Here is a 21,875-nt window from a genome sequence, read left to right on the forward strand (position 1 = left end):
ACGCGCGACGTTGCGCCGCGCGCAAACGAAAACGCCGTCACCTCGGTGACGGCGTTTCGTCGAATTCGTCGGATGATAGCGCAATCGCGCGGGCCTCACCGGCCGCCACGCTGCGCGCGGCAGCCGCGCTTACTTCTTCTTGCCCTTGTGCGCGGCGGCCTTGGCCGGCGCGGCTTTCGCGGGCGCAGCCTTCGCCGCTGGCCGGGCCGACGACTTGGCGCCGCCGCGCTTGCCGCCGTGCGACTTGCCGCCCACCGCCAGGCTCGCGCGCTCGATGTGCGCACCGCCCGTCGACGTCGCGATCCGCTCCGGACCGGGCTCGGCCGGCACCGAACGGCCGACCGGCACGTGCAGCACGAGCGCCTGGCCCGGCATCGCGAGATCGCGGTGCGTACGGTTCCACGCCTTCAACTGGCCGACCGACACGCCATAGCGGCCGGCGATCGCCGCCATCGACTGCTTGCGGCGCACGCGGATCAGCATCTTGCGCGTATCGGGGACGTCCGGCTCCATCGCGAGCGCGCCGTTTTCGGCGACGTCGGCGCTGATGTCCTCGTCGTCGTCATTGCCGCGCGGCACGACGATCGTCGAGCCCGGCTTCAGGCGCATGCCGGCCGGAATCTTGTTGACCGACATCAGCGTATCGGCATCGACGCCGATCTTCTCGGCGATCGCGGCCGGGCGTGCACGCTCGCTGACCGTGTAGGTGGTCCACGACGACAGCTGGCCGTTGTACGCTTTCAGGCTCTTCTCGAACGCGGATGCGTTGTCGAACGGCAGCAGGATCTGCGGCTCGGTCGCGCCGAGGATCACGGGCTTCGAGAACGACGGGTTCAGCGAGCGGAACTCGTCGAGCGGCAGGTTCGCGAGCTTCGCGGCCACCGCCACGTCGATGTCGCGCGACGTCGTGACCGTCACGAAATACGGATGGTTCGGGATATCGGGCAGCGTCAGGCCGTACTGCTGCGGGCTCGCGATGATGTTCTTCACCGCCTGCAGCTTCGGCACGTAGTTGCGCGTCTCGTTCGGCATCCGCAGGTTCTGGTAGTCGGTCGGCAGCCCGGCCGCCTGGTTGCGCGCGATCGCGCGCTGCACGTTGCCCTCGCCCCAGTTGTACGCGGCCAGCGCCAGATACCAGTCGCCGAACATGTCGTGCAGGCGGGACAGGTAGTCGAGCGCGGCGCTCGTCGACGCGAGCACGTCGCGGCGCTCGTCCTGCCACATGTTGCGCTTCAGGTTGTACGTGCGGCCGGTGCCGGGCATGAACTGCCACATGCCGGCCGCCTTCGCGACCGACAGCGCCTGCGGGTTGTACGCGGACTCGATGAACGGCAGCAGCGCGAGCTCGGTCGGCATGTGACGCGCCTCGAGTTCCTCGACGATGTGATACAGGTACTTCTGCGAGCGCTCGGTCATGCGCTGCACGTAATCGGGACGCTGCGTATACCAGGTCGTCTGCATGTCGACGAGATCGCTCTGCAGGTCGGGCATCTGGAAGCCGCGGCGAATGCGCGCCCAGAGATCGGAGTCTGCAGTGGTCAGGTCGCCGACGGATTGCTTGTCGACGTCGACAGTTTCTTTGGCGGTGGCTGATTTACGGAGGTAGTTGGACGTCGCCTGCGAATCGGCGGCGTTGTTGGCGACAGGGGGCTGGCTCGCACAAGCGGCGAGTAGCAGCACCACCATCGCACTCAATATAAGTCGCATGAAAATCTCGGCTTCCGACGGCTGGAAATTGCAGGCGATACTACGGAAGTGCGTGCTTCACGTCAATAAAAACACCGAAAACTCAGCGAAATCCTACATTTGGAGCAATTTTTACAGACACCGCTTGAGCTTTGGAGTCCTCCGGAAAACGTCACCGGAACCGGTTTTTCCATTCGCGCATCAGCGTGAACGCCGCCAGACGATCCGTCACCGTTTCGTGCAGCTCGGCCTCGAGCGTTGCATGGATCGCCGCGCTGTCGGCCCGCATGAACGGGTTAACGGCACGCTCGTGCGCGATCGTAGTGGGCAGCGTCGGCACACCGCGCGCACGCAGGGCCTGCGCGTCGTCGCGCCACGCGGCGAGTGCCGCATTGCCCGGCTCGCACGCGAGCGCGAAGCGGATGTTCGACAGCGTGTATTCGTGTGCGCAATGCACTCGGGTGTCGCCCGGCAGCGCGGCGAGCGCGTCGAGCGACCCGAGCATCTGCGCGGGCGTGCCTTCGAACAGGCGGCCGCAGCCGCACGAGAACAGCGTGTCGCCGCAGAACACGTGCGGCACCGCGTTGCCCTGCCCGGCCGCGCCTTGACCGGCCGCCTGAAAATAAGCAATGTGGCCGCGTGTATGGCCCGGCACGTCGAGCACGTCGAACGCGACGGCCGGCGCGTCGAGCGTCACGCGATCGCCACCCGAAAGCGGCTGCGTGACCACGCCGATCGCTTCGGCCGCGGGGCCGTAAACGGTGAGCGGAACATCGGCCGGTTGGCTATGCTGCAGCGCCTCGACACCGCCGACGTGGTCGGCGTGGTGGTGCGTGAGTAAAATAGCGGTCAACCGCCAGCCTCGTTCGGCAAGAACCCGGCGTACGGGCGCGGCTTCACCCGGGTCGACGGCGATCGCATCGCGGCCGTCCGAGACGAGCCAGATATAGTTGTCTTCGAATGCCGGAACCGGCACGTATTCCAGCTCGTTCATAGGCGCGCAATCATCGTTATGTCTGACCGTCAAATTATAGACTGGCCCGCCTGGACCGACTCGCCGCCCGGCCGTTACGTGCTGGGCTGGGAGCAGGCGCAGCTCGACCGGATCGTATCCGACGTCTTCGGCTTCCACGCGTTGCAGCTCGGCCTGCCGCAGCTCGACGCGCTGCGCGAGAACCGCATGCCGTATCGCGGCCTCGTGCTCGACCCGGCGAGCGGCGCGAGCGCGCCGTATCAGTATCCGTGGGCGCGCGAAGCACACACGGCGGCCCACGCGCCCGCCGATCGCAGCACGACGTGGTGCGACCTGCTCGACCTGCCCTTCGAATCGCAGAGCGTCGACCTGATCGTGATGCCGCACACGCTCGAATTCACGTCCGACCCGCACCGTCTGCTGCGCGAGGCCGAGCGCGTGCTGATGCCGGAAGGCCAGCTCGTGATCACCGGCTTCAATTCGCTCAGCCTGTGGGGCATGCGGCAGACGTTCGGGCGCATGGCGAACCGCCCGTTCGTGCCGGCCACGCGCGACCAGATCGCGTTCATCCGGCTCAAGGACTGGATCAAGCTGCTCGGTTTCGACCTTGAACGCGGCCGCTTCGGCTGCTACCGTCCGCCGCTCGCCACCGACCAGTGGCTGGCCCGCTACGGCTTCATGGAGGCCGCCGGCGACCGCTGGTGGCCGATCTTCGGCGCCGTCTACATGGTGACGGCCGTCAAGCGCGTGCGCGGCATGCGCCTCGTCGGCCCGATCAAGATGAAGAAGCCCGTGCTCGCACCGGGCCTGACGCCGGCGGCCTCCCCGACCACTCACCAAGAACATTCATGACAACCGACACCATCGACATCTATACCGACGGCGCCTGCAAGGGCAACCCCGGCCCCGGCGGCTGGGGCGCCCTGCTGCGCTACGGCAGTCAAGAAAAGGAACTGTTCGGCGGCGAGCCGAACACGACCAACAACCGCATGGAGCTGATGGGCGTGATCGCCGCGCTCGAAGCACTGAAGCGGCCGTGCCGGGTGATCGTGCATACCGACTCGCAATACGTGCAGAAAGGCATCAGCGAGTGGATCCACGGGTGGAAGAAGAAGGGCTGGGTCACCGCGGCGAAGACGCCCGTGAAGAATGCCGACCTGTGGAAGCGGCTCGACGCGCTCGTCGCTCAGCACGAGATCGAGTGGCGCTGGGTCAAGGGTCACGCGGGCCATCCCGAAAACGAGCGCGCGGACGCGCTCGCGAACCGCGGCGTCGAATCGCTGGCCGCCTGAACCCCGGCCGCCCTCTCCTGTTTTCGTTGCTTTTCCCGATATGCGCCAGATCATTCTCGATACCGAAACCACCGGCCTGAACGCCCGCACGGGCGACCGCCTCATCGAAATCGGCTGCGTCGAGCTGCTGAACCGGCGGCTCACCGGCAACAACCTGCACTTCTACGTGAACCCCGAGCGCGACAGCGATCCGGGCGCACTGGCGGTGCACGGCCTCACGACCGAATTCTTGAGCGACAAGCCGAAATTCGCGGAAGTCGCCCACCAGATCCTCGACTTCGTGAAGGACGCCGAGCTGATCATCCACAACGCGCCGTTCGACCTGGGCTTCCTCGACGCCGAATTCGCGCGGCTCGGCCTGCCGCCGTTCACCGAGCATTGCGGCGGCGTGATCGACACGCTGGTGCAGGCCAAGCAGATGTTCCCCGGCAAGCGCAACTCGCTCGACGCGCTGTGCGACCGTTTCGGCATCAGCAACGCGCACCGCACGCTGCACGGCGCACTGCTCGACTCGGAGCTGCTCGCCGAGGTGTATCTCGCGATGACGCGCGGCCAGGACAGCCTCGTGATCGACATGCTCGACGACGCGGGCGCCGACGGCAGCGCGGCAAACGGCAAACGCGTGTCGCTTGCCGCGCTCGACCTGGCCGTGGTGGCCGCGAGCGAAGACGAGCTGGCCGCGCACCAGGCTCAGCTCGACGAGCTCGACAAGTCGGTCAAGGGCACGTGCGTGTGGCGCCAGCCCGCCGACACGGATACGGCCGAAGCAGCCTGATGCACGCGGCACGCGCCGCGGCCGCGCCGCTCAGGCGCGCGGCTGCAGCGCGATGACGGCCATCCCGCCGAGCGCGAGCGCCGCGCCGGCCACGTCCCAGCGGGTCAGCGCGACGCCGTCGACCACCCGCAGCCAGATCAGCGCCACCGCGATGTACACGCCGCCGTACGCGGCATACGTGCGCCCCGCCGCGCTCGGGTGCAACGTCAGCAGCCACGCGAACAGCGCGAGCGACAGCGCGGCCGGCACCAGCAGCCAGGCCGAACGTCCGCCCTTCAGCACGAGCCACGGCAGGTAACAGCCGACGATTTCGGCCAGCGCAGTCGCGGCGAACAACGCCGCGATCCTCATCAGTTCGGTCATCCGGTTCCTCGCGAATTCAGCCCCGTCGCGCCGGGCGGCATGGCCGCGCCGCGCGCCGCCGATCATACCCGAGCGGGCCGCGCCGGATGCCCCGCCAGACGGGCCATTCCAGGCAATTTGCACGATCATCCGTCATCGTGCTATCATGTCGCCTGTTTCAACATTCAATCTCTGTCTTTTCGATTTTGAGCGAAGTCCGTCCGCACGCTGCGGCCCGGTGCCTCGATCGAAATTGCATCCACAGGAAAGCCCGCCCGACAGGCCCGCTTTTCTCGTTTCGCTGCCCCTCCGGGGCGTTGCCGGCACGCCGGACCCATCGTCCGCACCGGCATCCGCCGCCTGCATCACGCGGCCCATTCTTCATGAGCGCACTGTCGCGACGGCCCATCGGGCCCGCGTCGAAGCAGCCCCTTGGCCCTTTGCTGCCCCCTATGCAGTAAGTGCTTAATGGCCTGCCCCGACGCGCAGCACACGACACCGCGCTCGCCGGCAAACCGTGTCGGACGGCCTGCCCGTTCCGGCGCTGTCAAAGGAGTGCATGACCTTGACCGCAACACACGTCAGCCCGACCGCTGTCTCTTCCTCCGCTTCGTCGTCCGGCGAAGCCCCGCTCGCCGCGGACGACATCACCGTCGTCGACCAGAGCCTGCTCAAGCGCGCCGTCAGCGCAATGGCCATCGGCAATGCGATGGAATGGTTCGACTTCGGCGTCTACAGCTATATCGCCGTCACGCTCGGCAAGGTGTTCTTCCCGTCGAGCAGCCCGTCCGCGCAGTTGCTGGCCACCTTCGGCACGTTCGCGGCCGCGTTCCTCGTGCGCCCGCTCGGCGGCATGGTGTTCGGCCCGCTCGGCGACCGCATCGGCCGCCAGCGCGTGCTCGCCGCCACGATGATCATGATGGCCGTCGGCACCTTCGCGATCGGCCTGATCCCGAGCTATGCGTCGATCGGCATCATGGCCCCGATCCTGCTGCTCGTCGCCCGCCTCGTGCAGGGCTTCTCGACCGGCGGCGAGTACGGCGGCGCCGCCACCTTCATCGCCGAGTTCTCGACCGACAAGCGCCGCGGCTTCATGGGCAGCTTCCTCGAATTCGGCACGCTGATCGGCTATGTGCTGGGCGCAGGCGTCGTCGCGCTGCTCACCGCGTCGCTGTCGCAGGAAGCGCTGCTGTCGTGGGGCTGGCGCGTGCCGTTCCTGATCGCCGGGCCGCTCGGCCTGATCGGTCTGTACATCCGGATGAAGCTCGAGGAAACGCCGGCGTTCAAGCGTCAGGCCGAAGAGCGCGAAGCGCAGGACAAGGCCGTGCCGAAGGCGCGCTTCCGCGAGACGCTGCTCGCCAACTGGCGTGCGCTGCTGCTGTGCGTCGGCCTCGTACTGATCTTCAACGTGACCGACTACATGGTGCTGTCGTACCTGCCGAGCTTCATGTCGTCGACGCTGCACTTCGACGAATCGCACAGCCTCGTGCTGGTGCTGATCGTGATGGTGCTGATGATGCCGATGACGCTGTACGCCGGCCGCCTGTCGGACAAGGTCGGCCGCAAGCCGGTGATGCTCGCCGGTTGCGTCGGCCTGCTGGTGCTGTCGATCCCGTCGCTGATGCTGATCCACACGGGCACCACGGCGTCGGTGTTCGCCGGCCTGCTGATCCTCGGCGTGCTGCTGTCGTGTTTCACGGGTGTGATGCCGTCGGCGCTGCCCGCGCTGTTCCCGACCGAGATCCGCTACGGCGCGCTCGCGATCGGCTTCAACGTGTCGGTGTCGCTGTTCGGCGGCACGACGCCGCTGGTGACCGCGTGGCTCGTCGACGTGACGCACAACCTGATGATGCCCGCGTACTACATGATGGGCGCCGCGCTGATCGGCATCGTGTCGGTCGTCGCGCTCGCCGAAACCGCGCGCCAGCCGCTGAAGGGCTCGCCGCCGGCCGTCGCGACGCGCCGCGAAGCGCACCAGCTCGCGCGCCAGTTGCGCGAGGACGACGACGAATCGGAGGTCTACGGCGTCGCGACTCCCGCCCGCGCGTAAGCGTCGCGCAATGAAAAAGCCCCGGCCGAAGCCGGGGCCCGATCGAACCCGATCCGCCCGACCGGCTTGCGCCGGCCGGGCTTTTTTTCATACAACCGGCGCGAACGCCTTCATGCCTGCGCTTCGCAGTGACGGCAGAAAATCAGCGCGCGCGACCGTGACACGGCTGCCTGTGCACCGCGCGCCGCGACGATCATCCCGACCTGGCCGAGATTGAAATCGCGCTCGACCATCAGCTGCGTGAGCCCGGCAAGCGCCAACACGACGGACGGGTGGTACAGGCTCGATTCGATCAGGGCTTTCATCATCGGCTCCATCTGGCAATGCGTGATTTGATGGAGTGGATTCTAGGGATCGGTCGCCTCCGGATAAACAGCGCGAATGCGAAGTCACTTGTCAGCCGCCGAGAACAATCGGCGGCGGCTTGCCGGACAAGGGCGAGCGGCGGCCGACAGCGGTGCGCGACAGCCCGGCGTCCCGCTTCGAAACCTAGACGAGCGGCGTTTCGACGAAGGCCGGCAACGCTTCCGCCCGCGCGGAATGCGCGGCGAGCGCCGGATAACGGGCCGGATCGATCCGCGCCAGCACCGGGTAATCGGCCGCCATGAACTGCGTGAAGCGCCACGCCACCGCGACCGTCACGTCCGACTGCAGCAATCGCGCGCCGCCGAACCAGCCGTTGGCGGCCGCGACCAGCGGTTCCAGCGCGCCGTATGCGCCTTCGAGCTGGCTCAGCACGCGATCGACCCACGGTTCGTGCTGCTTGTCCGACGGGCGCGGCGCCTGCTCGTAGACGAACTGCACGGTTTTCTCGGCGGCGGCCAGCGCGAAGCCGATCGGCACCAGCGCGCGCAGCCGGGCCTCGACGGCGTCGGGCAGCAGGCGCCGCTCCGGCGCGGCCAGGTGGTCGAGATAGTCGACGATCAGCGACGAATCGAGCAGCGTCGCGCCGCCGTCGGTCACGAGCGTCGGCGCCTTGACGACCGGGTTGAGCGTCCTGAACCGCTCGATATGACGAAACACCGAGATCGACTCGTGTTCGAACGGCAGGTCGAGCAGCTTCGCCGAAATGGCGACGCGGCGCACGAACGGAGAATCCAGCATGCCGATCAGCTTCATCGCGAACGCTCCGCTTCGAGGGAATGGGACTGACGACTGTAGCAGCAGCGACCGGCAGCGCCTAGCGTGCCCCTGCGCTTGACGCGCATCAGCCGGCCATACATCGGGCTCCCGCTGCCCGGCCGCTATGACCATAATGGAGGTTCACGCTCCTTCCGCCCCAAGGTCCGCCATGTGGTATGCCGTCGTCGAGCAGCAGCGGGAATGGATGCGCGCATGGCGCGCGGCGACGCGATACGCGTTCGACGCATGGCCCGCGGCATCGCTGCCGCACGCCGCGTCGTCGTGCTACGACGACCTGTTCGAACCGCTGCTCGGCCCGCAGGCCGCGCCGCCGGGCTTCGACCTCGCGTGGCCCGCCGTCAGCGAGCAGATCGTCGCGCACACGCCGTTTTGCGACTTGCGGCGCTTCGCGCACGCCGATGCGCACCGCACGGTGCTGCTGTGCGCGCCGCTCGTCGGGCACGCGGCCGTGATGATGCGGGAAACCGCCGAAACGCTGCTCGCCGATGGCGACGTCTGCGTGACCGACTGGCGCAATGCGCGCGACGTGCCGCTCGCGGCAGGCCGTTTCGGGCTTGACGAATACGTCGCGATGCTCGACGGCTTCGTCGGCACCCTCCAGCACGACGACCGGCCGCTGCACGTCGTCGCCGTATGCCAGGCGACCGTACCGGCGCTCGGCGCACTCGCGCTGCGCGCCGCGCGCGGCCTCGCGCCGCCCGCGAGTATCACGCTGATCGGCGGCCCGATCGACGCGCGCCTGAACCCGAGCGCGCTCGGCGCCGCGGCCGCGGCCCATTCGCTCGACTGGTGCCGGCGCCACTTGATCGACATCGTGCCGCCCGGCTTCGCGGGGCATGGCCGCCACGTGTTCCCGACCTATCTGCAACAGGGCGAGATCGCGCTGCTGTATCCGCAACGCTTCCTCGCGCTGATCGAGACCTACGCGCTGGCCGCTTCCCGCTTCGACATGGCCGGGCTCGCCGACGCCCGGCGCGCGCTGCGCGAATACACGGCGCTGCTCGACATGCCGGCCGACTATTTCCTCGACACGGTCGACGTCGTGTTTCAGCGCATGCTGCTCGCGACCGGCGCGTGGCATGTGCACGGCCGGCGCGTCGACCCGGCCGCGCTGCGCGACGTCGCGCTGCTGACGGTCGAAGGCGCCCGCGACGCGGTCACGGGCGCCGGGCAGACGCATGCGGCGCTCGATCTGTGCAGCGGCCTCTCGGCCGACGAGCGCCATCGCGTCGATATCGACGATTGCGATCACTACGGGCTGTTTACGGGGCCACGCTGGCACGGCAACGTCCATCCGGCGCTGCAGCGCGTGTTCGCGCTGGCGGAAGCCGGCCGGCCGCGCCCGCGCGGAACCCGGCGGACGTGACGACGCGTCAGGGGCGCGCCGCGTCGAGCAGCGCGCGCACCTCGTCGTCGCTCGTCTGCTCGAAGCGCGCGTAGAACTGGCTGATCCCGAAGAACCGCGCCGGCTGCGACACCGTGACGAATGCATCGGCCAGGCCGTCGAACGCATGCGCGGCACCCGCCGGCGCAACCGGCACGGCGGCGACGATGCGCGCCGGGTGACGCTCGCGCAGCGCCTGCAGCGCGACGCGCATCGATGCGCCGGTCGCGACGCCGTCGTCGACGACGATCGCGATGCGCCCTGCCACCGCCAGCGGCGGCACCGCGCCGCGGTACAGCGTCTCGCGACGATGCAGTTCGGCCGTCTCGCGCGCGATCACGTCGGCGAGTTGTGCATCGGATACGTCCATGGCGCGGATCACCGAGCGTTGCAGATGCATCGCGCCGCCCGTCGCGATCGCGCCCATCGCGAGCTCGGGGTCGAACGGCACGCCGAGCTTGCGCACGACCAGCACGTCGAGCGGCGCGCGCAGCGCACGGGCGACCGGATACGCGACGGGCACACCGCCGCGCGGCAACGCGAGCACGACGACATCGCTTCGCCCCGCGTATTCGCGCAACGCATCGGCCAGCTGGCGACCGGCATCGGCGCGATCGGCAAAACTGCTTTCGATCACGATCGACTCCCTGCCATTGCGCCGATGCGCGAAAGCCGCGCCGGCGCCTGTCAACGAGGATGGTTCATCGGTCGCGCCGATGCAAGCAGGGTCACACCGGCGCGCGATGGGTCGCGGGAAAGGATCAGAGGCCGCTGGCCTGCCGGTACAGCCGCCAGAACGACTGCGCGTAGGACTGCGCGAGTTCGGGCGCGCGCCGGAACACGTTCACGGTGTCGGCGTGCTCGGCCGCGCCGTCGGACAGTGTCGTCAGCGCGACGCTGTCGTCGACGATCGCGAAGCGCGACGCGGGGCCGCCGTGCCGCGAATCGATCGCGACGTCGACACCCGCGGATTTCAGATAACCGGCGCCGCTGTACCTGCCCGCACGCGGCGGGCGCACCAGCACCACGCGCACCTCGATCCCGCGCGCGCGGGCCGCGCGCAGCGCGCTCGCGACAGCCGGCGGCACTTGCGTATAGCCGGCCAGCAGCACGCGGCGCTGTGCCTGTTCGATCAGATCGACGGTTGCGTCGGCCGCCGCGTTGTCATACGAAAAGTATGTGCCGACCGATGCGGCGTCGGACGGAATCTGGCTGGCGTGGACGCTCGTCGCGCAGCAGAACGCGGCGAGGAGGAAGGCGGCTGGTCTCATGGCGGGCGCCGTTGTAGCGACGCCATTTCGCGTGACAAGAGGCGGCTGCGACGCTGCTGCGCCGGCGCAACACACAGTGCGAAACGGGTGCCCGGCGGCTGTGTTTCGAGCCGGGTTTCAGCCCGTCGATCAGCCGGCCGCGACGCGCGCGAGCCAACTCGTCACGCCGTCGACGGAACGGAAATCCGCGAGGCTGCGCGCCGGCAACGCGGGATACGCGCCGCCGGCCATCTCGGCCAGCGCGCGCCCGGGGCCGAGTTCGAGAAACGCGGTCGCGCCGGCCTCCACGCACGCGGAGAGACAGGCGGCCCACTCGACCGGCTCCGCGATCTGCCGCGCGAGCTTGTCGAGGCCCGCGTCGACATCGAGCACCGACGCGCCGTCGATCCCCGAGAACAGCCGCGTGCCCGGCAGCGGCCGGCGCGCGCGCGTCGCGGCCAGCGTCGCGCGGAAGGCCGGCACGGCCGCCGCGAGCCGGCGCGTGTGCGACGCGATCCGCACGCAGACGGGCGCGACGCGCAGCGCGCCGGCATGCGCCGCGTCGTCGGCCACCGCATCGACGTCGGCGTGCCGCCCCGCGACCACGAACGCGTCGCCCGGGTTCGCGATCGCGATGGCCGCGTCGCGACCGTCGCACAGCTGCGCCAGTTGCGAACGCGCCAGGCCACGCACGAACACCATCCGCTCGTCGCCACCGCTTGCGGCATCCATCGCGCGTGCACGCGCGTCGGCCAGGTCGAGCGCGTCGTGCGGATCGATCATCCCCGCGACGCTCCACGAGCCGACCTCGCCGACGCTGTAGCCGGCGACGCAGCGCCGGCGCGGCCACACCGCATCGAGCAGCGCGGCCGCCGCGAGCGCCTGGACCGTGCAGAGGATCTGCGCGGCCCGGTTTTCCCGCAGCGCATCGGGCCCGGCCTGCCGGACCCAGGTGCGCGGATCGTCGCCGAGCAGCCGGCCCGCATGCGCGAACAATGCGTCGGCCTGCGGCGCGGCCCCGGTCAGGTCGAACATGTCGGCGCGCTGCGCGCCTTGCCCCGAGCACAGGATGGCCAGCGTCATCGCGCATGCCCTTCGGCTTCGAGCGTATCGACGAACACGCTCATCGCGAGCAGGTCGGCCGCCCCGCCCGGGCTCAGCCGGCGTGCGACGAACGCCCGATGCGCGGCCGCCGCGCGCAGCCGCCAGTCGGGCACCCGTACGCCGCCGCGCGCGACGAAGGCACGGGCGGTCGCGCGAGCGAAATCGAGGCCGGCCTGCCCGCCCCGGTGCAGCAGATTCGTGTCGTCGAGCGCGGCGATCAGCGCGAAGCACGCGGCGACCCGCGCGGCTTCCGGATCGTCCGGCAAGTCGCGCTGGGCGCGGCGCAGCGCGGGCAACCCGACCGCGTACACGGTCGGAAAACCGTCGGCCGCCTCGCGACGCGCACCGCCCACACCGTAGCGGCGGCTCGCGCACTCGCCGTGACTGTCCGGCAAACGCGGGCCGCCAAGAATCTCGACGCCCCAGCGGCGCGATACGAGCGCGCCGAGCGTCATGCCGTCCGGCACCGCGCCCGGCAGCGCACGCCGACCGGCAGCCGCGCACAGCAGCCCGAGCCCGAAGATCGCGCCACGATGCGTATTGACGCCGCCGGTCGCGGCGAGCATCGCGTGCTCGGCACGCAGGCCGATCTTGCGCAGTACGGCCATGTCGGCGTCGCGTGCGCCCGCGTCGGCGAGTTCCGCGAAGTACGGCCGCAGCACGGCGGCGCTGCGCGCGAACGTCGCGGCATCCATGTCCGTATGACTGCCGGTGTCGACGTGACTGACGAGGCCCGGCTTCGGATAGGTGTCGATCTCGAGCACGAGGCTGCGCTCGGCCAGCGCCGCGATGCGTTCGGCATCGGACGGCGCCGCTACGCGGCAGGCAGCCCGTGCGCTCATCGCGGGCCTCCGGTGAAGGCGTCGGCGCGCATCAATTCGACGGCGATCGCGGTCTTCACCGCGACTTCGGGCAAGCGCGCGCGCAGTTCGCGCCAGTTGACGCCCGCACCGTCTTCTCGCAACAGTTCGCCGTCGATGCGCATCGGCGCGCGCGCGTCGATCGCCGCAAGACCGTCCAGCAACGGCGCGAGCAATGCAGCGTCCGGCAGCGGCAACACGATGTCGAGATCGGACGATGCGCTCAGGTAGGGCTCGCCCGTCAGCGCCTGCCACGCGAGGCTGCCGAACACGCGGCCCTGCACGCCGCAGCGCGCGCCGAGCGCATCGAGTTCGCGCAACGGCGCATGCCACGCGGCGGGCGCGGCGGCGAGCACGTCGGTCAAGGTCGGCAGCAGGCCGACCGTCGCGAGCGCGTCGGCGGCCACGTTCAGCGCGATGCGCCGCTTGCCCGCCGACGGCGGCAGCGGCAGGCCGAGCGGCACGCGGCCGGCATCGGCTTCGTCCGGCGACGCGCGACGCACGATCAGCGGCCAGCCGCGTTCGGCCCATGCGCGCACGAGCGGATCGCTCGCGAGCGCGGGGTCGCGGGCGAAGGCCGCGCCCCACCCGCCCGCCGTCAGCGTGACGAGCGTGTGGCGGCGCAGCGGCAGCTCAGCGTGCGGCACGCGCGAGTGCCTCGACGCGGGCGGCGACGTCGGTCGCGACCGGCCGGCCGCGCGCCGCGCGCCGGTCGATGCGCTCGGCCGGCTTGCCGAGCCATTCACCAACCTGCGCGTCGAGCGCGCGGGACGGATCGAGCACGGCGTCGACGGCGCCCATCTTCACGAGGTTGTCGAGCCCCGGCGCGAACACCGGTGTCGAACGCGCCATCTCCTTCAGCACGTCAATCGGCAGCTTGGTCACGCGCGACATCGACGGCAGGTCCATCACCTCCGGCTCGGCGCCCGGCACCGCGAGCAGCGTGCGCGTCGCGAGCGCGGTCGCGATGAACGCGCCGGCGGCCGTGTGGCCGTACAGCACGCCGATCGTCCGGTGTCCGGCGAGATCCGCGTGCATCAGGCATTTGGCGAGATGCGACAGCCCTTCGTTCAGGCCCAGCAGTTCGTCGCGCTTGCTCATCCGCTGGCTGTCGCTGTCGACCAGCACGAGGATCGGCGTGTCGCCGCTGCGTGCGACCGTGTCGAGCACCCGCGACGCGAGCGTCAGCGCCTCATCGATGCCGAACGGCAGGCGGTCGGCCACGCCGATCACGTCGACGCGCGTGCCGCCCAGTTCCGCGTGGCCCGTCAGCAGGCCGCCATTGCGCGCAATCGAATGGCCTCGGGGAAACAGCGAGTTCAAAACGTCATCGAGCGTCATGCTGCCTCCCGCCGGGCCGCCCCAAGGAGCGTAGCGGGGCATTCGCGGAACATCGCTCCGCGCCCGCGCAGCCGGCCGGCTTTGCAAAGCCGGCCGTGGACGGCAGGCGCCCCCTCGGGGGGAGCCGTGCATGGGACCGGAGTAAGCGCTGAAGCGCCAACTCCGGTCGACAGCGAACGAAGTGAGCGTGGGGGTCGTTTCATTTCTGCTCCTGTAACTGGTCGGCGAGCTTCGCGAATTCATCGTCGGGCATGCCCGGAATCGCTTCCGGCTCGTCGGCCCCGAGCGCACGCCACACGTCGAGCGCATCCTGGCAGCCGCCGAACCGCTCGATCCGTGCCTCGAGGCGCGCCTGTTCCTCACGCAGCATCGCCGCATCGAACGTCGGCGCGCGGCCGATCAGGTCGAGCGCGGCCGCGCGAAACGCGTCCGGCGTATCGGCCACGTAACGATCGGCGCCGCCGATCAAGCGCCGGTGCTTGCCGCCCATCGTGCGCCAGATCAGCGCGCGATCCTTCGAGTCGAATTCCTCGACGCCGCGATTGGTCTCGATCACTTCAGGCCCCGACACGCTGATGCGCCCCTGTTCCGACACCGCGAGCGCCGAACAGCACGCGGCGAGCAGCCCGCCGCCGCCGTAGCAGCCCGCCCGCCCGCCGATCAGCCCGATCACCGGCACGCCGGCCGCCCGCGCGTCGACCAGTGCCCGCATGATCTCGGCGATCGCGAGCTCGCCCGCATTCGCTTCCTGCAACCGCACGCCGCCCGTATCGAACAGGATCAGCACCGGCTTGCCGACGTCACGCGCGGCGCGCAGCAACCCGGTGAGTTTCGCGCCGTGCACCTCGCCGAACGCGCCGCCCATGAAACGGCCCTCCTGCGCGGCGACGAACACCGGCCGGCCGTCGAGCCGGCCGTGCCCGACCACCATCCCGTCGTCGAACTGCTGCGGCAGCGCGAACAGCGGCAGGTGCGGGCTCGTCACACGCTCGGCCGGCCCGAGGAATTCCGTGAAGCTGCCCGCGTCGAGCAGCCCGTCGATGCGCTGCCGCGCCGACGCTTCGTACCAGCTCGCCGCGTTCGCGACGAACGCCGGCGCATCGTGGATCACATCGCTCATCATGCGTCTCCCTCGATCGCGCGCACGGCCTGCGCGAGCCGCAGCGACACCATGTCGGGCCGCGCGCCGCCGTCGTTGATCGACAGCTTCAGGCCGCCCGGCGTACGCCGTTCGACGAAATCCGATACGACCGCCTGCCAGACCGCGCCGAAACCGACGGCCGCGGTGCGGATGTCGATCTCGCATTCGTTGCCCGGCAGCACCCGCTCGACCAGCACTTCGAGGTTGCCGGACGCGACCACGCCGACGAGCGCCGCGGCCTGCTCGCCCTTCGCGCGTTCGCGCGCGGTGAAGCGATAGTTCAACTGTTCCATGCCCTCTTCCTCACCAGTTGCGGAACCGGGCCGGCGGCGCATAGAGCCCGCCCGACCAGTGCACCAGATCCTTGATCGACCGCGCGGCGAGCCAGCGGCGGTCGGCGTCGAGCGGATCGATGCCGAGATCCTCCGGGCGACGGATCACGCCGCGTTCGCGCAGCCGCTCGACCATCCTCTTGTCGCGGCCGCGGCCGACGTCGGTATAGCCGGCGACGCCGCGGATCGCGTGCTCGCGTTCGTCCTTGTCGCGGCACATCAGCAGGTTCGCGATCCCTTCCTCGGTGACGATGTGCGTGACGTCGTCGCCGTAGACCATGATCGGCGCGAGGTCGAGCTGCAGCTTGTCGGCGAGCTTCAGCGCGTCGAGCTTCTCGACGAACATCGGCACGTTCTTGTCACCGAACGTCTCGCCGATCTGCACGACCAGCTTGCGGCCGCGCCGCAGCGCCGCCGGCGTGTCGGGGTCGGCTTGCGCGCCGGCCTTCAGCCACGGCTCGCTCGGATGGCGCCGGCCGCGCGCGTCGCTGCCCATGTTCGGCGCGCCGCCGAAGCCGGCGATCCGCTCGGCCGTGACCGTCGACGAATGGCCGGACAGGTCGATCTGCAGCGTCGAGCCGATGAACATGTCGCACGCATAGAGGCCGGCCGTCTGGCAGAACGCGCGGTTCGAGCGCAGCGACCCGTCGGGGCCGGTGAACCACACGTCGGAGCGCGCGCGGATGTAGTCGTCCATCCCGACCTCGGAGCCGAAGCAGTGGACCTGCTCGACCCAGCCCGATTCGATCGCGGGAATCAGCGTCGGGTGCGGATTGAGCGCCCAGTGCGTGCAGACCTTGCCCTTCAGCCCGAGCTTCGCGCCGTAAGTTGGCAGCAGCAGCTCGATCGCGGCCGTGTTGAAGCCGATCCCGTGGTTCAGGCGCTTGATCCCGTACGGCTCGTAGATGCCCTTGATCGCGAGCATCGCGGTCAGGATCTGCGTTTCGGTAATCGCGGCCGGGTCGCGCGTGAACAGCGGCTCGACGTAGAACGGCCGGCCGGCCTCGACGACGAAATGCACGCGATCGCCCGGAATGTCGACGCGCGGCACCTTGTCGACGATGCGGTCGACCTGCGCGATCACGATGCCGTCCTTGAACGCGGTGGCCTCGACGACGGTCGGCGTATCCTCGGTGTTCGGGCCCGTGTACAGGTTGCCGTCGCGATCGGCGCTCACGGCCGCGATCAGCGCGACCTGCGGCGTGAGGTCGATGAAGTAGCGGGCGAACAGTTCGAGATAGGTATGCACCGCGCCGAGCGCGATCTTGCCGCCGAACAGCAGCTTCGCGATGCGCTGCGACTGCGGGCCCGAATACGCGAAGTCGAGCCGCTTCGCGATGCCGCGCTCGAACACGTCGAGGTGCTCGGGCAGCACGACGCCCGACTGCACCATGTGCAGGTCGTGGATCTTCGCGCTGTCGACGTCGGCGAGCGCGGTGGCGAGCAGATCGGCCTGCTTCTGGTTGTCGCCTTCGAGGCACACGCGGTCGCCGGGCCGCAGCACCGCTTCCAGCAACGCGACGGTGTCGCGCGCATCGACCCGCTTGCCCTGCGCGTAAGCCGCGCCGGCCGCGAGGCGTGCATCGCGCGCCTGCCGCGCGTGATTCCATCCGGTCATGAACAGTTCTCCGCTTCGATGGTTCAGCGGCATTCTAAGCCGCGCGCCGCCGCCGATTGATGATGTTGCGAAATGCGACTCAGAGGACGCGGCAATGGATGCGGCCCGCATGCGAGCCGCGTCGCAGGGCCCTACGCGCCGACTAGCGCGCGCGTCGTGAAGAACAGCACCGACGGCCCGAGCAGGCAGCCGACGCCGGTATGGAACGTCGCGACCAGCGCACCGTACGGCACGAGCCGGCGATCGGTCGCGGCAAGGCCCGCGCTCACGCCGCTGACGGTGCCGGCCAGCCCGCCGAAGATCATCGCGGAGCGCGGCGTCTTCAGCCCCATGAAATTGGCCGCGACCGGCGTGCCGACCATCACGATGATCGCCTTCACGAGCCCGGTCGCGATGCTGAGCGCGATCACGTCGGAGCTCGCGCCGATCGCCGCGCCGGTGACGGGCCCGACGATGTAGGTGACGGCGCCCGCGCCGATCGTCGTCATGCTGACCGCGTCGGTATAGCCGAACGCGCGCGCGATGCACGCGCCGACGATGAACGGCAGCACGGTGCCGAGCAGCAGCGACACGACGCCGACGAGCCCCGCCTTGCGCGCCTCGGTCGGCTGCACTTCGAAAGCGGTCGCGACGATCGCGAAATCGCGCAGCATCGCGCCGCCCATCAGGCCGATGCCGGCGAACAGCTTGACGTCGGCCAGCCCCTTCTCGCCGCCGGTGAATGCGCCGCCGACGTAGGCGAGCACGAGACCGATCACGATCGCGATCGCCGAGCCGTGCACGCGGCCGAACGTGAGCTTGCGCGACGCGATCGACGACAGCCACATGATCAGGCCGACCAGCGCGAACGACGCGACGAGCCCGTTGTGGGCGACGGTTTTTTCGAGCATCTGCAACATGGCGGCCTCCGTTATTGTTCTTCGAATTGCGGCACGCCCGCGAAGGCCGTGTCGTCGCGACCGGTGCGCGCGAGTACCGCGATGCAGCATGCGCAGATCGCGACCGCGCCGACGGCGGCCAGCAGCGCGACCGGCCCGCCCTTCAGCGCGGCGACGACGTTCTGGTTCGCGGCCATCGCGACGACGACCGGGATGTACATCGCGCCCCAGAAACCGACGCCCGCCTCGGTCTCCTTCGGCAGCCAGCCGCGCCGGTGCAGCCACAGGCGCAGGCAGATCAGCAGCAGCATCGCGATGCCGACGCCGCCGACATTGGTCTTCACGCCGATCGCGCTGCCGAGCAGGTCGCCGAGAAACAGTCCGGCCAGGTGGCAGAACGCCAGCAGCGCGGTTCCGTAGATGATCATGAGTCGTCTCCAGTCTCTTCGTGACGGGCGCCTGACGCGTGCGGGAGTCAGGCCCGCACGCCGATCCCGGGCGGACTGTCTGTCTCCTGCGGCGGGGCGCCGCGGCCCGGCGGCTCGTCGTGCGAGCACGTTCTCGGGGTCGATGGGATGATGCGGTTTCGGGCCGGACGCCGGATGGCTTAGACTGACCGATGCAGCCGGCGGCGCGACACGGGGCTACGCGTCCGGTGCCCCCCGTTGGCGGAGGCTGCACTGGCGCGTGATCCGATACTAGCGCCGCATAATCCCGCCATTTATGAAGTTGTCGAAACCGATTCAGTGGATTTAGCAATGCGTCCGTTACCGCCCGAGCTGCTGCGCAGTTTCGTCGCCGTCGCCCAGTCCGGCAGCTTCACCGCCGCGTCCGAGCGCGTGAACCTGTCGCAATCGACCGTCAGCCAGCATATCCGCCGCCTCGAGGAGCTGCTCGACCGGCCGCTGTTCGAGCGCGACACGCGCAACGTGCACCTGTCGCAGCACGGCGACGCGCTGTTCCGCTACGCGGTGCGCATCCTGGAACTGATGGACGAGGCCGTCACGTCGGTCTGCGGGCCGCCGCTGTCGGGCAAGGTGCGGCTCGCGATGTCGGAGGATTTCGCGTCGGCGCACCTGACGGCCGCGCTCGCGAGCTTCGTGCAGCGCAACCCGGACGTCGAGCTCGCGATCTCGACCGGGCTGTCGGGCGACCTGTTCGACGCGCTCGACGAGGGCCGGCACGATCTCGTGTTCGCGAAACGGATCGCCGGCAGCCGGCGCGGCCGCGTGATCCGCAGCGAACCGCTGTACTGGTGCACCGGCCCCGATTCGCGGATCACCGGCCACGAGGCCGTGCTGCCGCTCGCGATGCATCCGGAGCCGAGCGTGTCGCGCCGCCGCGTGCTCGAATCGCTCGAAGCCGTCGGACGACCGTACCGGATCGCCGTCGTGAGCAGCAGCATCGCGGTGCTGCGCGCGGCCGCGAGCGCGGGGCTCGGCGTCAGCGCGTTCGCCGGCTACGTGATCCCGGCCGGACTCGCGCGGCTCGAGGCGGGGCTACCGGAACTCGGCGAACTCGAATACGTGATCGATCGCCCGGCGGCCGCGTCGCGCTCCACGCTCGCGCTCGAAGCCACGTTGATCACGGCGGCGGCCGAGTTGTAACGGCACCGCGCTCAAGTCACGCGGACACACCCGCACCTGACAGCTTTGCCCGGAACGCGTCACCGTCCGCGCAGCACCCGCTCGCGACAATGGGCTCCATCCGAACGCACCGCGCATCGCCGCGCGCGTCCGGTACCCCGTCCCCTTGATCGGAGCCCGCCATGAAAAACGTCCTGCGATTCGCCGTCGCGACCGCCGCAGCCGCGCTGCTGTCCCCCGCCTTTGCCCAGACCGACGCATCGGCCCCGGCGCAGGGCCTGACGCGCGCGGAAGTCATCGACCAGCTCAAGCAGGCCTATCTCGACGGCGAACTGCCGACCAACGACGGCAACTATCCGCCGAACGCCGCGACCCGCGCGCGCAACCGCGAACTCGTGCAGGCCGCGAGCCCGGCCTGGCTGGCCCACGTGCCGCCCGCCAGCCAGGCGACGTCGCAGCAATGACCGGTGGCGCCGCGGCGCGCGACCAGACCAGGATCAAGATCAAGATCAGGGCAGGAAGCTGCGGCGCCGCGCGTCGATCAGTTCGACGAGCAGCCGATCGCGCTCCGCTGCCAGTTCCTGCATCGAGCGCTCGCCCTGGATCGCGCGCAGCTCGTCGGTCAGCTTGCGATCGACTTCCGGATCGAACGACGGCGTGCCGAGGTCGTCCCACCAGCTCGTGATCGGCCCCGACAGGTGTTCGAGAAAGTGCGCGATCCCGCCCGCGCCGCCACCGAGGTGATAGGTCAGGCACTGCCCCATCAGCCCCCAGCGCAGGCCGGGGCCCCACGCGACGGCCTTGTCCGCATCGGCGACGCTCACGACGCCTTCGCCGACGAGGTGATACACCTCGCGGAACAGCGCGGCCGCAAGCCGGTTCGCGACATGGCCGGTCATCTCCTTGTTGAGGACGATCGTCTGCTTGCCAAGCGCATCGTAGAACTGCTTCACGCGCGCGATCACGTCCGGGCTGGTCGCGTCGCCGCCGACCAGCTCGACGAGCGGGATCAGGTGCGGCGGATTGAACGGATGCGCGATCAGGCAGCGTTCCGGATGCTTCGCGCATGCCGTCTGGATCTCCGACATCTTCAGGCCCGACGAGCTCGACGCGATCGGCACGTGCGCGGGCAGCACGTCGTCCATCTGGCGATAGAGCGCGCGCTTCAGGTCGAGTCGCTCGGGGCCGTTCTCCTGCACGAAGTCGACGCCGTCGAGCGCACGCACGAGATCGGCGTCGAACGACAGCCGCGCGCAAAGCTCGGCGGCCCGCTCGCCGAGGAATGCGGCCAGCGCGTCGCGCAGCCGTGCATCGGCCTGCGGCGCCGGGTCGGTCGCGACGACGTCGAAGCCCTGCGTCAGATAGAAAGCGGCCCAGCTCGCGCCGATCACGCCGGCGCCGACGATCGCGATACGTCGAATGTCCATGGTTGTCCCGTGTGTGGTTGGTCTGCGGATATGTCGCGGCGATTGTCGCATCGAATCCCGCGCGCAGGCGTCGACGCGGATTGCACATGCCCTCTTGAAATGCGCGGCGCCGGCCACTAATTAAGCGTCGTCGGGCAGTGCCGCATGCCACGCACCGCCCCCGAATCGACCCAGTGGAGCCCCCCGTCGCGCCCGCCGCAGGCGACGCGCGGTTACGTCTCCCGCGTTCCCTGTTCAGGAGGACCAACATGAGCGGTATCCATTTCAGCCACGATCTGTTCGATGAATTCGCCCGCGTGCAGCGGCAGATGGCGAACCTGCTCGGCGAACGCCCGTCGGGCATCCGCGCGGGGCGCGCCGGGGCGTTTCCCGCCCTCAACGTCGGCGCCACCGACGACGCGATCGAGATCGTCGCGTTCGCACCCGGCATGGCCGCGGCCGACTTCGACGTATCGATCGACAAGGATCTGCTGACGATCAGCGGCGAGCGCAAACTGGCACCGCGCACCGAAGGCGACGACGTGCGCACGTATGCGCAGGAGCGCTTTCACGGCGCGTTCCGCCGCGTGGTCGAACTGCCGCGCGACGCGGACCCCGATCAGGTCAGCGCCCGCTACGAAAACGGCTGCCTGCTGATTCGCGTCGGCCGGCGCGAGGCCTCGAAGCCGCGTGCGATCACCATTCAGTAACCTT

General features: G+C 69.6%; 25 protein-coding genes. 8 read left to right on the forward strand and 17 right to left on the reverse strand.

Features of this window, described 5'->3' with window-relative positions; translation table 11 throughout:
• Positions 1 to 129 precede the first annotated feature (129 nt).
• Both HWX07_RS09750 and gloB read right to left on the reverse strand, forming a co-directional pair.
• Positions 130 to 1,707: a transglycosylase SLT domain-containing protein gene (locus tag HWX07_RS09750; protein ID WP_006476349.1), complete on the reverse strand. Its 1,578-nt coding sequence runs from the start codon at positions 1,705 to 1,707 to the stop codon at positions 130 to 132.
• Between the two features lie 151 nt (positions 1,708 to 1,858).
• Positions 1,859 to 2,680, reverse strand: a complete 822-nt coding sequence (gloB, locus tag HWX07_RS09755; RefSeq protein ID WP_006476350.1) for a hydroxyacylglutathione hydrolase — start codon at positions 2,678 to 2,680, stop codon at positions 1,859 to 1,861.
• Positions 2,681 to 2,698: 18 nt separating this feature from the next.
• Here gloB and HWX07_RS09760 point away from each other — a divergent pair, with 18 nt between their 5' ends.
• Genes HWX07_RS09760 through dnaQ form a run of 3 tightly spaced genes read left to right on the forward strand, consistent with a single transcriptional unit; the run spans position 2,699 to position 4,726 of the window.
• Positions 2,699 to 3,511, forward strand: coding sequence for a class I SAM-dependent methyltransferase (locus tag HWX07_RS09760; RefSeq protein ID WP_006476351.1), 813 nt, complete (start codon positions 2,699 to 2,701; stop codon positions 3,509 to 3,511).
• Positions 3,508 to 3,951: a ribonuclease HI gene (gene rnhA / locus HWX07_RS09765; protein WP_006476352.1), complete on the forward strand. Its 444-nt coding sequence runs from the start codon at positions 3,508 to 3,510 to the stop codon at positions 3,949 to 3,951. Before HWX07_RS09760 ends, rnhA begins: the two co-directional genes overlap by 4 nt.
• A gap of 40 nt (positions 3,952 to 3,991) precedes the next feature.
• Complete coding sequence (gene dnaQ / locus HWX07_RS09770; RefSeq protein ID WP_012328234.1) at positions 3,992 to 4,726, forward strand: DNA polymerase III subunit epsilon; 735 nt, start codon at positions 3,992 to 3,994, stop codon at positions 4,724 to 4,726.
• Between the two features lie 30 nt (positions 4,727 to 4,756).
• Here the strand turns inward: dnaQ and HWX07_RS09775 are convergent, their stop codons facing one another.
• Positions 4,757 to 5,089 carry a YnfA family protein gene (locus HWX07_RS09775; protein ID WP_012328233.1) on the reverse strand — a complete coding sequence of 111 codons (333 nt, stop codon included), beginning with the start codon at positions 5,087 to 5,089 and terminating at the stop codon, positions 4,757 to 4,759.
• 538 nt (positions 5,090 to 5,627) lie between these two features.
• Here HWX07_RS09775 and proP point away from each other — a divergent pair.
• The gene (gene proP / locus HWX07_RS09780; protein WP_175876186.1) at positions 5,628 to 7,118 is read left to right on the forward strand and encodes a glycine betaine/L-proline transporter ProP; all 1,491 of its coding nucleotides are present in this window, start codon (positions 5,628 to 5,630) and stop codon (positions 7,116 to 7,118) included.
• 110 nt (positions 7,119 to 7,228) lie between these two features.
• On the opposite strand, the gene HWX07_RS09785 is transcribed toward proP, so the two are convergent.
• Together HWX07_RS09785 and HWX07_RS09790 are read right to left on the reverse strand one after the other, a co-directional pair.
• Positions 7,229 to 7,435, reverse strand: coding sequence for a hypothetical protein (locus HWX07_RS09785; protein WP_006476356.1), 207 nt, complete (start codon positions 7,433 to 7,435; stop codon positions 7,229 to 7,231).
• Positions 7,436 to 7,607: 172 nt separating this feature from the next.
• The gene (locus tag HWX07_RS09790) at positions 7,608 to 8,237 is read right to left on the reverse strand and encodes a glutathione S-transferase (RefSeq protein WP_175876187.1); all 630 of its coding nucleotides are present in this window, start codon (positions 8,235 to 8,237) and stop codon (positions 7,608 to 7,610) included.
• A 172-nt stretch (positions 8,238 to 8,409) separates the two neighbouring features.
• Here HWX07_RS09790 and HWX07_RS09795 point away from each other — a divergent pair, with 172 nt between their 5' ends.
• The gene (locus HWX07_RS09795; protein ID WP_175876188.1) at positions 8,410 to 9,627 is read left to right on the forward strand and encodes a polyhydroxyalkanoate depolymerase; all 1,218 of its coding nucleotides are present in this window, start codon (positions 8,410 to 8,412) and stop codon (positions 9,625 to 9,627) included.
• A gap of 7 nt (positions 9,628 to 9,634) precedes the next feature.
• Here the strand turns inward: HWX07_RS09795 and HWX07_RS09800 are convergent, their stop codons facing one another.
• The 11 genes from HWX07_RS09800 to madL all read right to left on the reverse strand — a co-directional run bounded on the left by HWX07_RS09800 (position 9,635) and on the right by madL (position 18,597).
• Positions 9,635 to 10,282, reverse strand: a complete 648-nt coding sequence (locus tag HWX07_RS09800) for a phosphoribosyltransferase family protein (protein ID WP_175876189.1) — start codon at positions 10,280 to 10,282, stop codon at positions 9,635 to 9,637.
• 124 nt (positions 10,283 to 10,406) lie between these two features.
• Positions 10,407 to 10,916, reverse strand: coding sequence for a phospholipase D-like domain-containing protein (locus HWX07_RS09805; protein ID WP_175876190.1), 510 nt, complete (start codon positions 10,914 to 10,916; stop codon positions 10,407 to 10,409).
• A gap of 129 nt (positions 10,917 to 11,045) precedes the next feature.
• Complete coding sequence (gene mdcH, locus HWX07_RS09810) at positions 11,046 to 11,978, reverse strand: malonate decarboxylase subunit epsilon (protein WP_175876191.1); 933 nt, start codon at positions 11,976 to 11,978, stop codon at positions 11,046 to 11,048.
• On the reverse strand, positions 11,975 to 12,841 hold the full coding sequence (mdcB, locus tag HWX07_RS09815; protein WP_175876192.1) for a triphosphoribosyl-dephospho-CoA synthase MdcB: 867 nt from the start codon (positions 12,839 to 12,841) through the stop codon (positions 11,975 to 11,977). Before mdcB ends, mdcH begins: the two co-directional genes overlap by 4 nt.
• Complete coding sequence (gene mdcG / locus HWX07_RS09820; RefSeq protein WP_175876193.1) at positions 12,838 to 13,506, reverse strand: malonate decarboxylase holo-[acyl-carrier-protein] synthase; 669 nt, start codon at positions 13,504 to 13,506, stop codon at positions 12,838 to 12,840. Before mdcG ends, mdcB begins: the two co-directional genes overlap by 4 nt.
• Positions 13,493 to 14,200, reverse strand: a complete 708-nt coding sequence (mdcE, locus tag HWX07_RS09825; protein WP_175876194.1) for a biotin-independent malonate decarboxylase subunit gamma — start codon at positions 14,198 to 14,200, stop codon at positions 13,493 to 13,495. The genes mdcG and mdcE overlap by 14 nt, the downstream gene beginning before the upstream one ends.
• Positions 14,201 to 14,399: 199 nt before the next feature.
• Positions 14,400 to 15,323, reverse strand: a complete 924-nt coding sequence (locus tag HWX07_RS09830) for a biotin-independent malonate decarboxylase subunit beta (RefSeq protein ID WP_034174192.1) — start codon at positions 15,321 to 15,323, stop codon at positions 14,400 to 14,402.
• Positions 15,320 to 15,634, reverse strand: coding sequence for a malonate decarboxylase acyl carrier protein (mdcC, locus tag HWX07_RS09835; RefSeq protein WP_006485317.1), 315 nt, complete (start codon positions 15,632 to 15,634; stop codon positions 15,320 to 15,322). The genes HWX07_RS09830 and mdcC overlap by 4 nt, the downstream gene beginning before the upstream one ends.
• Before the next feature lie 10 nt (positions 15,635 to 15,644).
• On the reverse strand, positions 15,645 to 17,291 hold the full coding sequence (gene mdcA / locus HWX07_RS09840; RefSeq protein WP_006476363.1) for a malonate decarboxylase subunit alpha: 1,647 nt from the start codon (positions 17,289 to 17,291) through the stop codon (positions 15,645 to 15,647).
• Between the two features lie 131 nt (positions 17,292 to 17,422).
• The gene (madM, locus tag HWX07_RS09845) at positions 17,423 to 18,190 is read right to left on the reverse strand and encodes a malonate transporter subunit MadM (protein ID WP_060323529.1); all 768 of its coding nucleotides are present in this window, start codon (positions 18,188 to 18,190) and stop codon (positions 17,423 to 17,425) included.
• 11 nt (positions 18,191 to 18,201) lie between these two features.
• The gene (gene madL, locus HWX07_RS09850) at positions 18,202 to 18,597 is read right to left on the reverse strand and encodes a malonate transporter subunit MadL (protein ID WP_006485307.1); all 396 of its coding nucleotides are present in this window, start codon (positions 18,595 to 18,597) and stop codon (positions 18,202 to 18,204) included.
• Between the two features lie 330 nt (positions 18,598 to 18,927).
• Between madL and HWX07_RS09855 the strand changes: the two genes are divergently transcribed.
• Both HWX07_RS09855 and HWX07_RS09860 read left to right on the forward strand, forming a co-directional pair.
• Positions 18,928 to 19,776, forward strand: a complete 849-nt coding sequence (locus tag HWX07_RS09855; protein WP_006497633.1) for a LysR substrate-binding domain-containing protein — start codon at positions 18,928 to 18,930, stop codon at positions 19,774 to 19,776.
• 161 nt (positions 19,777 to 19,937) lie between these two features.
• Positions 19,938 to 20,219 carry a DUF4148 domain-containing protein gene (locus HWX07_RS09860; protein WP_006476367.1) on the forward strand — a complete coding sequence of 94 codons (282 nt, stop codon included), beginning with the start codon at positions 19,938 to 19,940 and terminating at the stop codon, positions 20,217 to 20,219.
• A 45-nt stretch (positions 20,220 to 20,264) separates the two neighbouring features.
• Here HWX07_RS09860 and HWX07_RS09865 read toward each other — a convergent pair whose 3' ends face one another.
• Complete coding sequence (locus HWX07_RS09865) at positions 20,265 to 21,182, reverse strand: 3-hydroxyacyl-CoA dehydrogenase NAD-binding domain-containing protein (RefSeq protein WP_027811861.1); 918 nt, start codon at positions 21,180 to 21,182, stop codon at positions 20,265 to 20,267.
• 248 nt (positions 21,183 to 21,430) lie between these two features.
• On the opposite strand from HWX07_RS09865, the gene HWX07_RS09870 reads away from it, so the two are divergent.
• Positions 21,431 to 21,871 carry an Hsp20/alpha crystallin family protein gene (locus tag HWX07_RS09870; protein ID WP_175807601.1) on the forward strand — a complete coding sequence of 147 codons (441 nt, stop codon included), beginning with the start codon at positions 21,431 to 21,433 and terminating at the stop codon, positions 21,869 to 21,871.
• The last annotated feature ends 4 nt before the right edge of the window (positions 21,872 to 21,875 follow it).

It is taken from the genome of Burkholderia sp. BCC0097, assembly GCF_902832985.1.
GTDB classification, from domain to species: Bacteria; Pseudomonadota; Gammaproteobacteria; order Burkholderiales; family Burkholderiaceae; genus Burkholderia; species Burkholderia orbicola.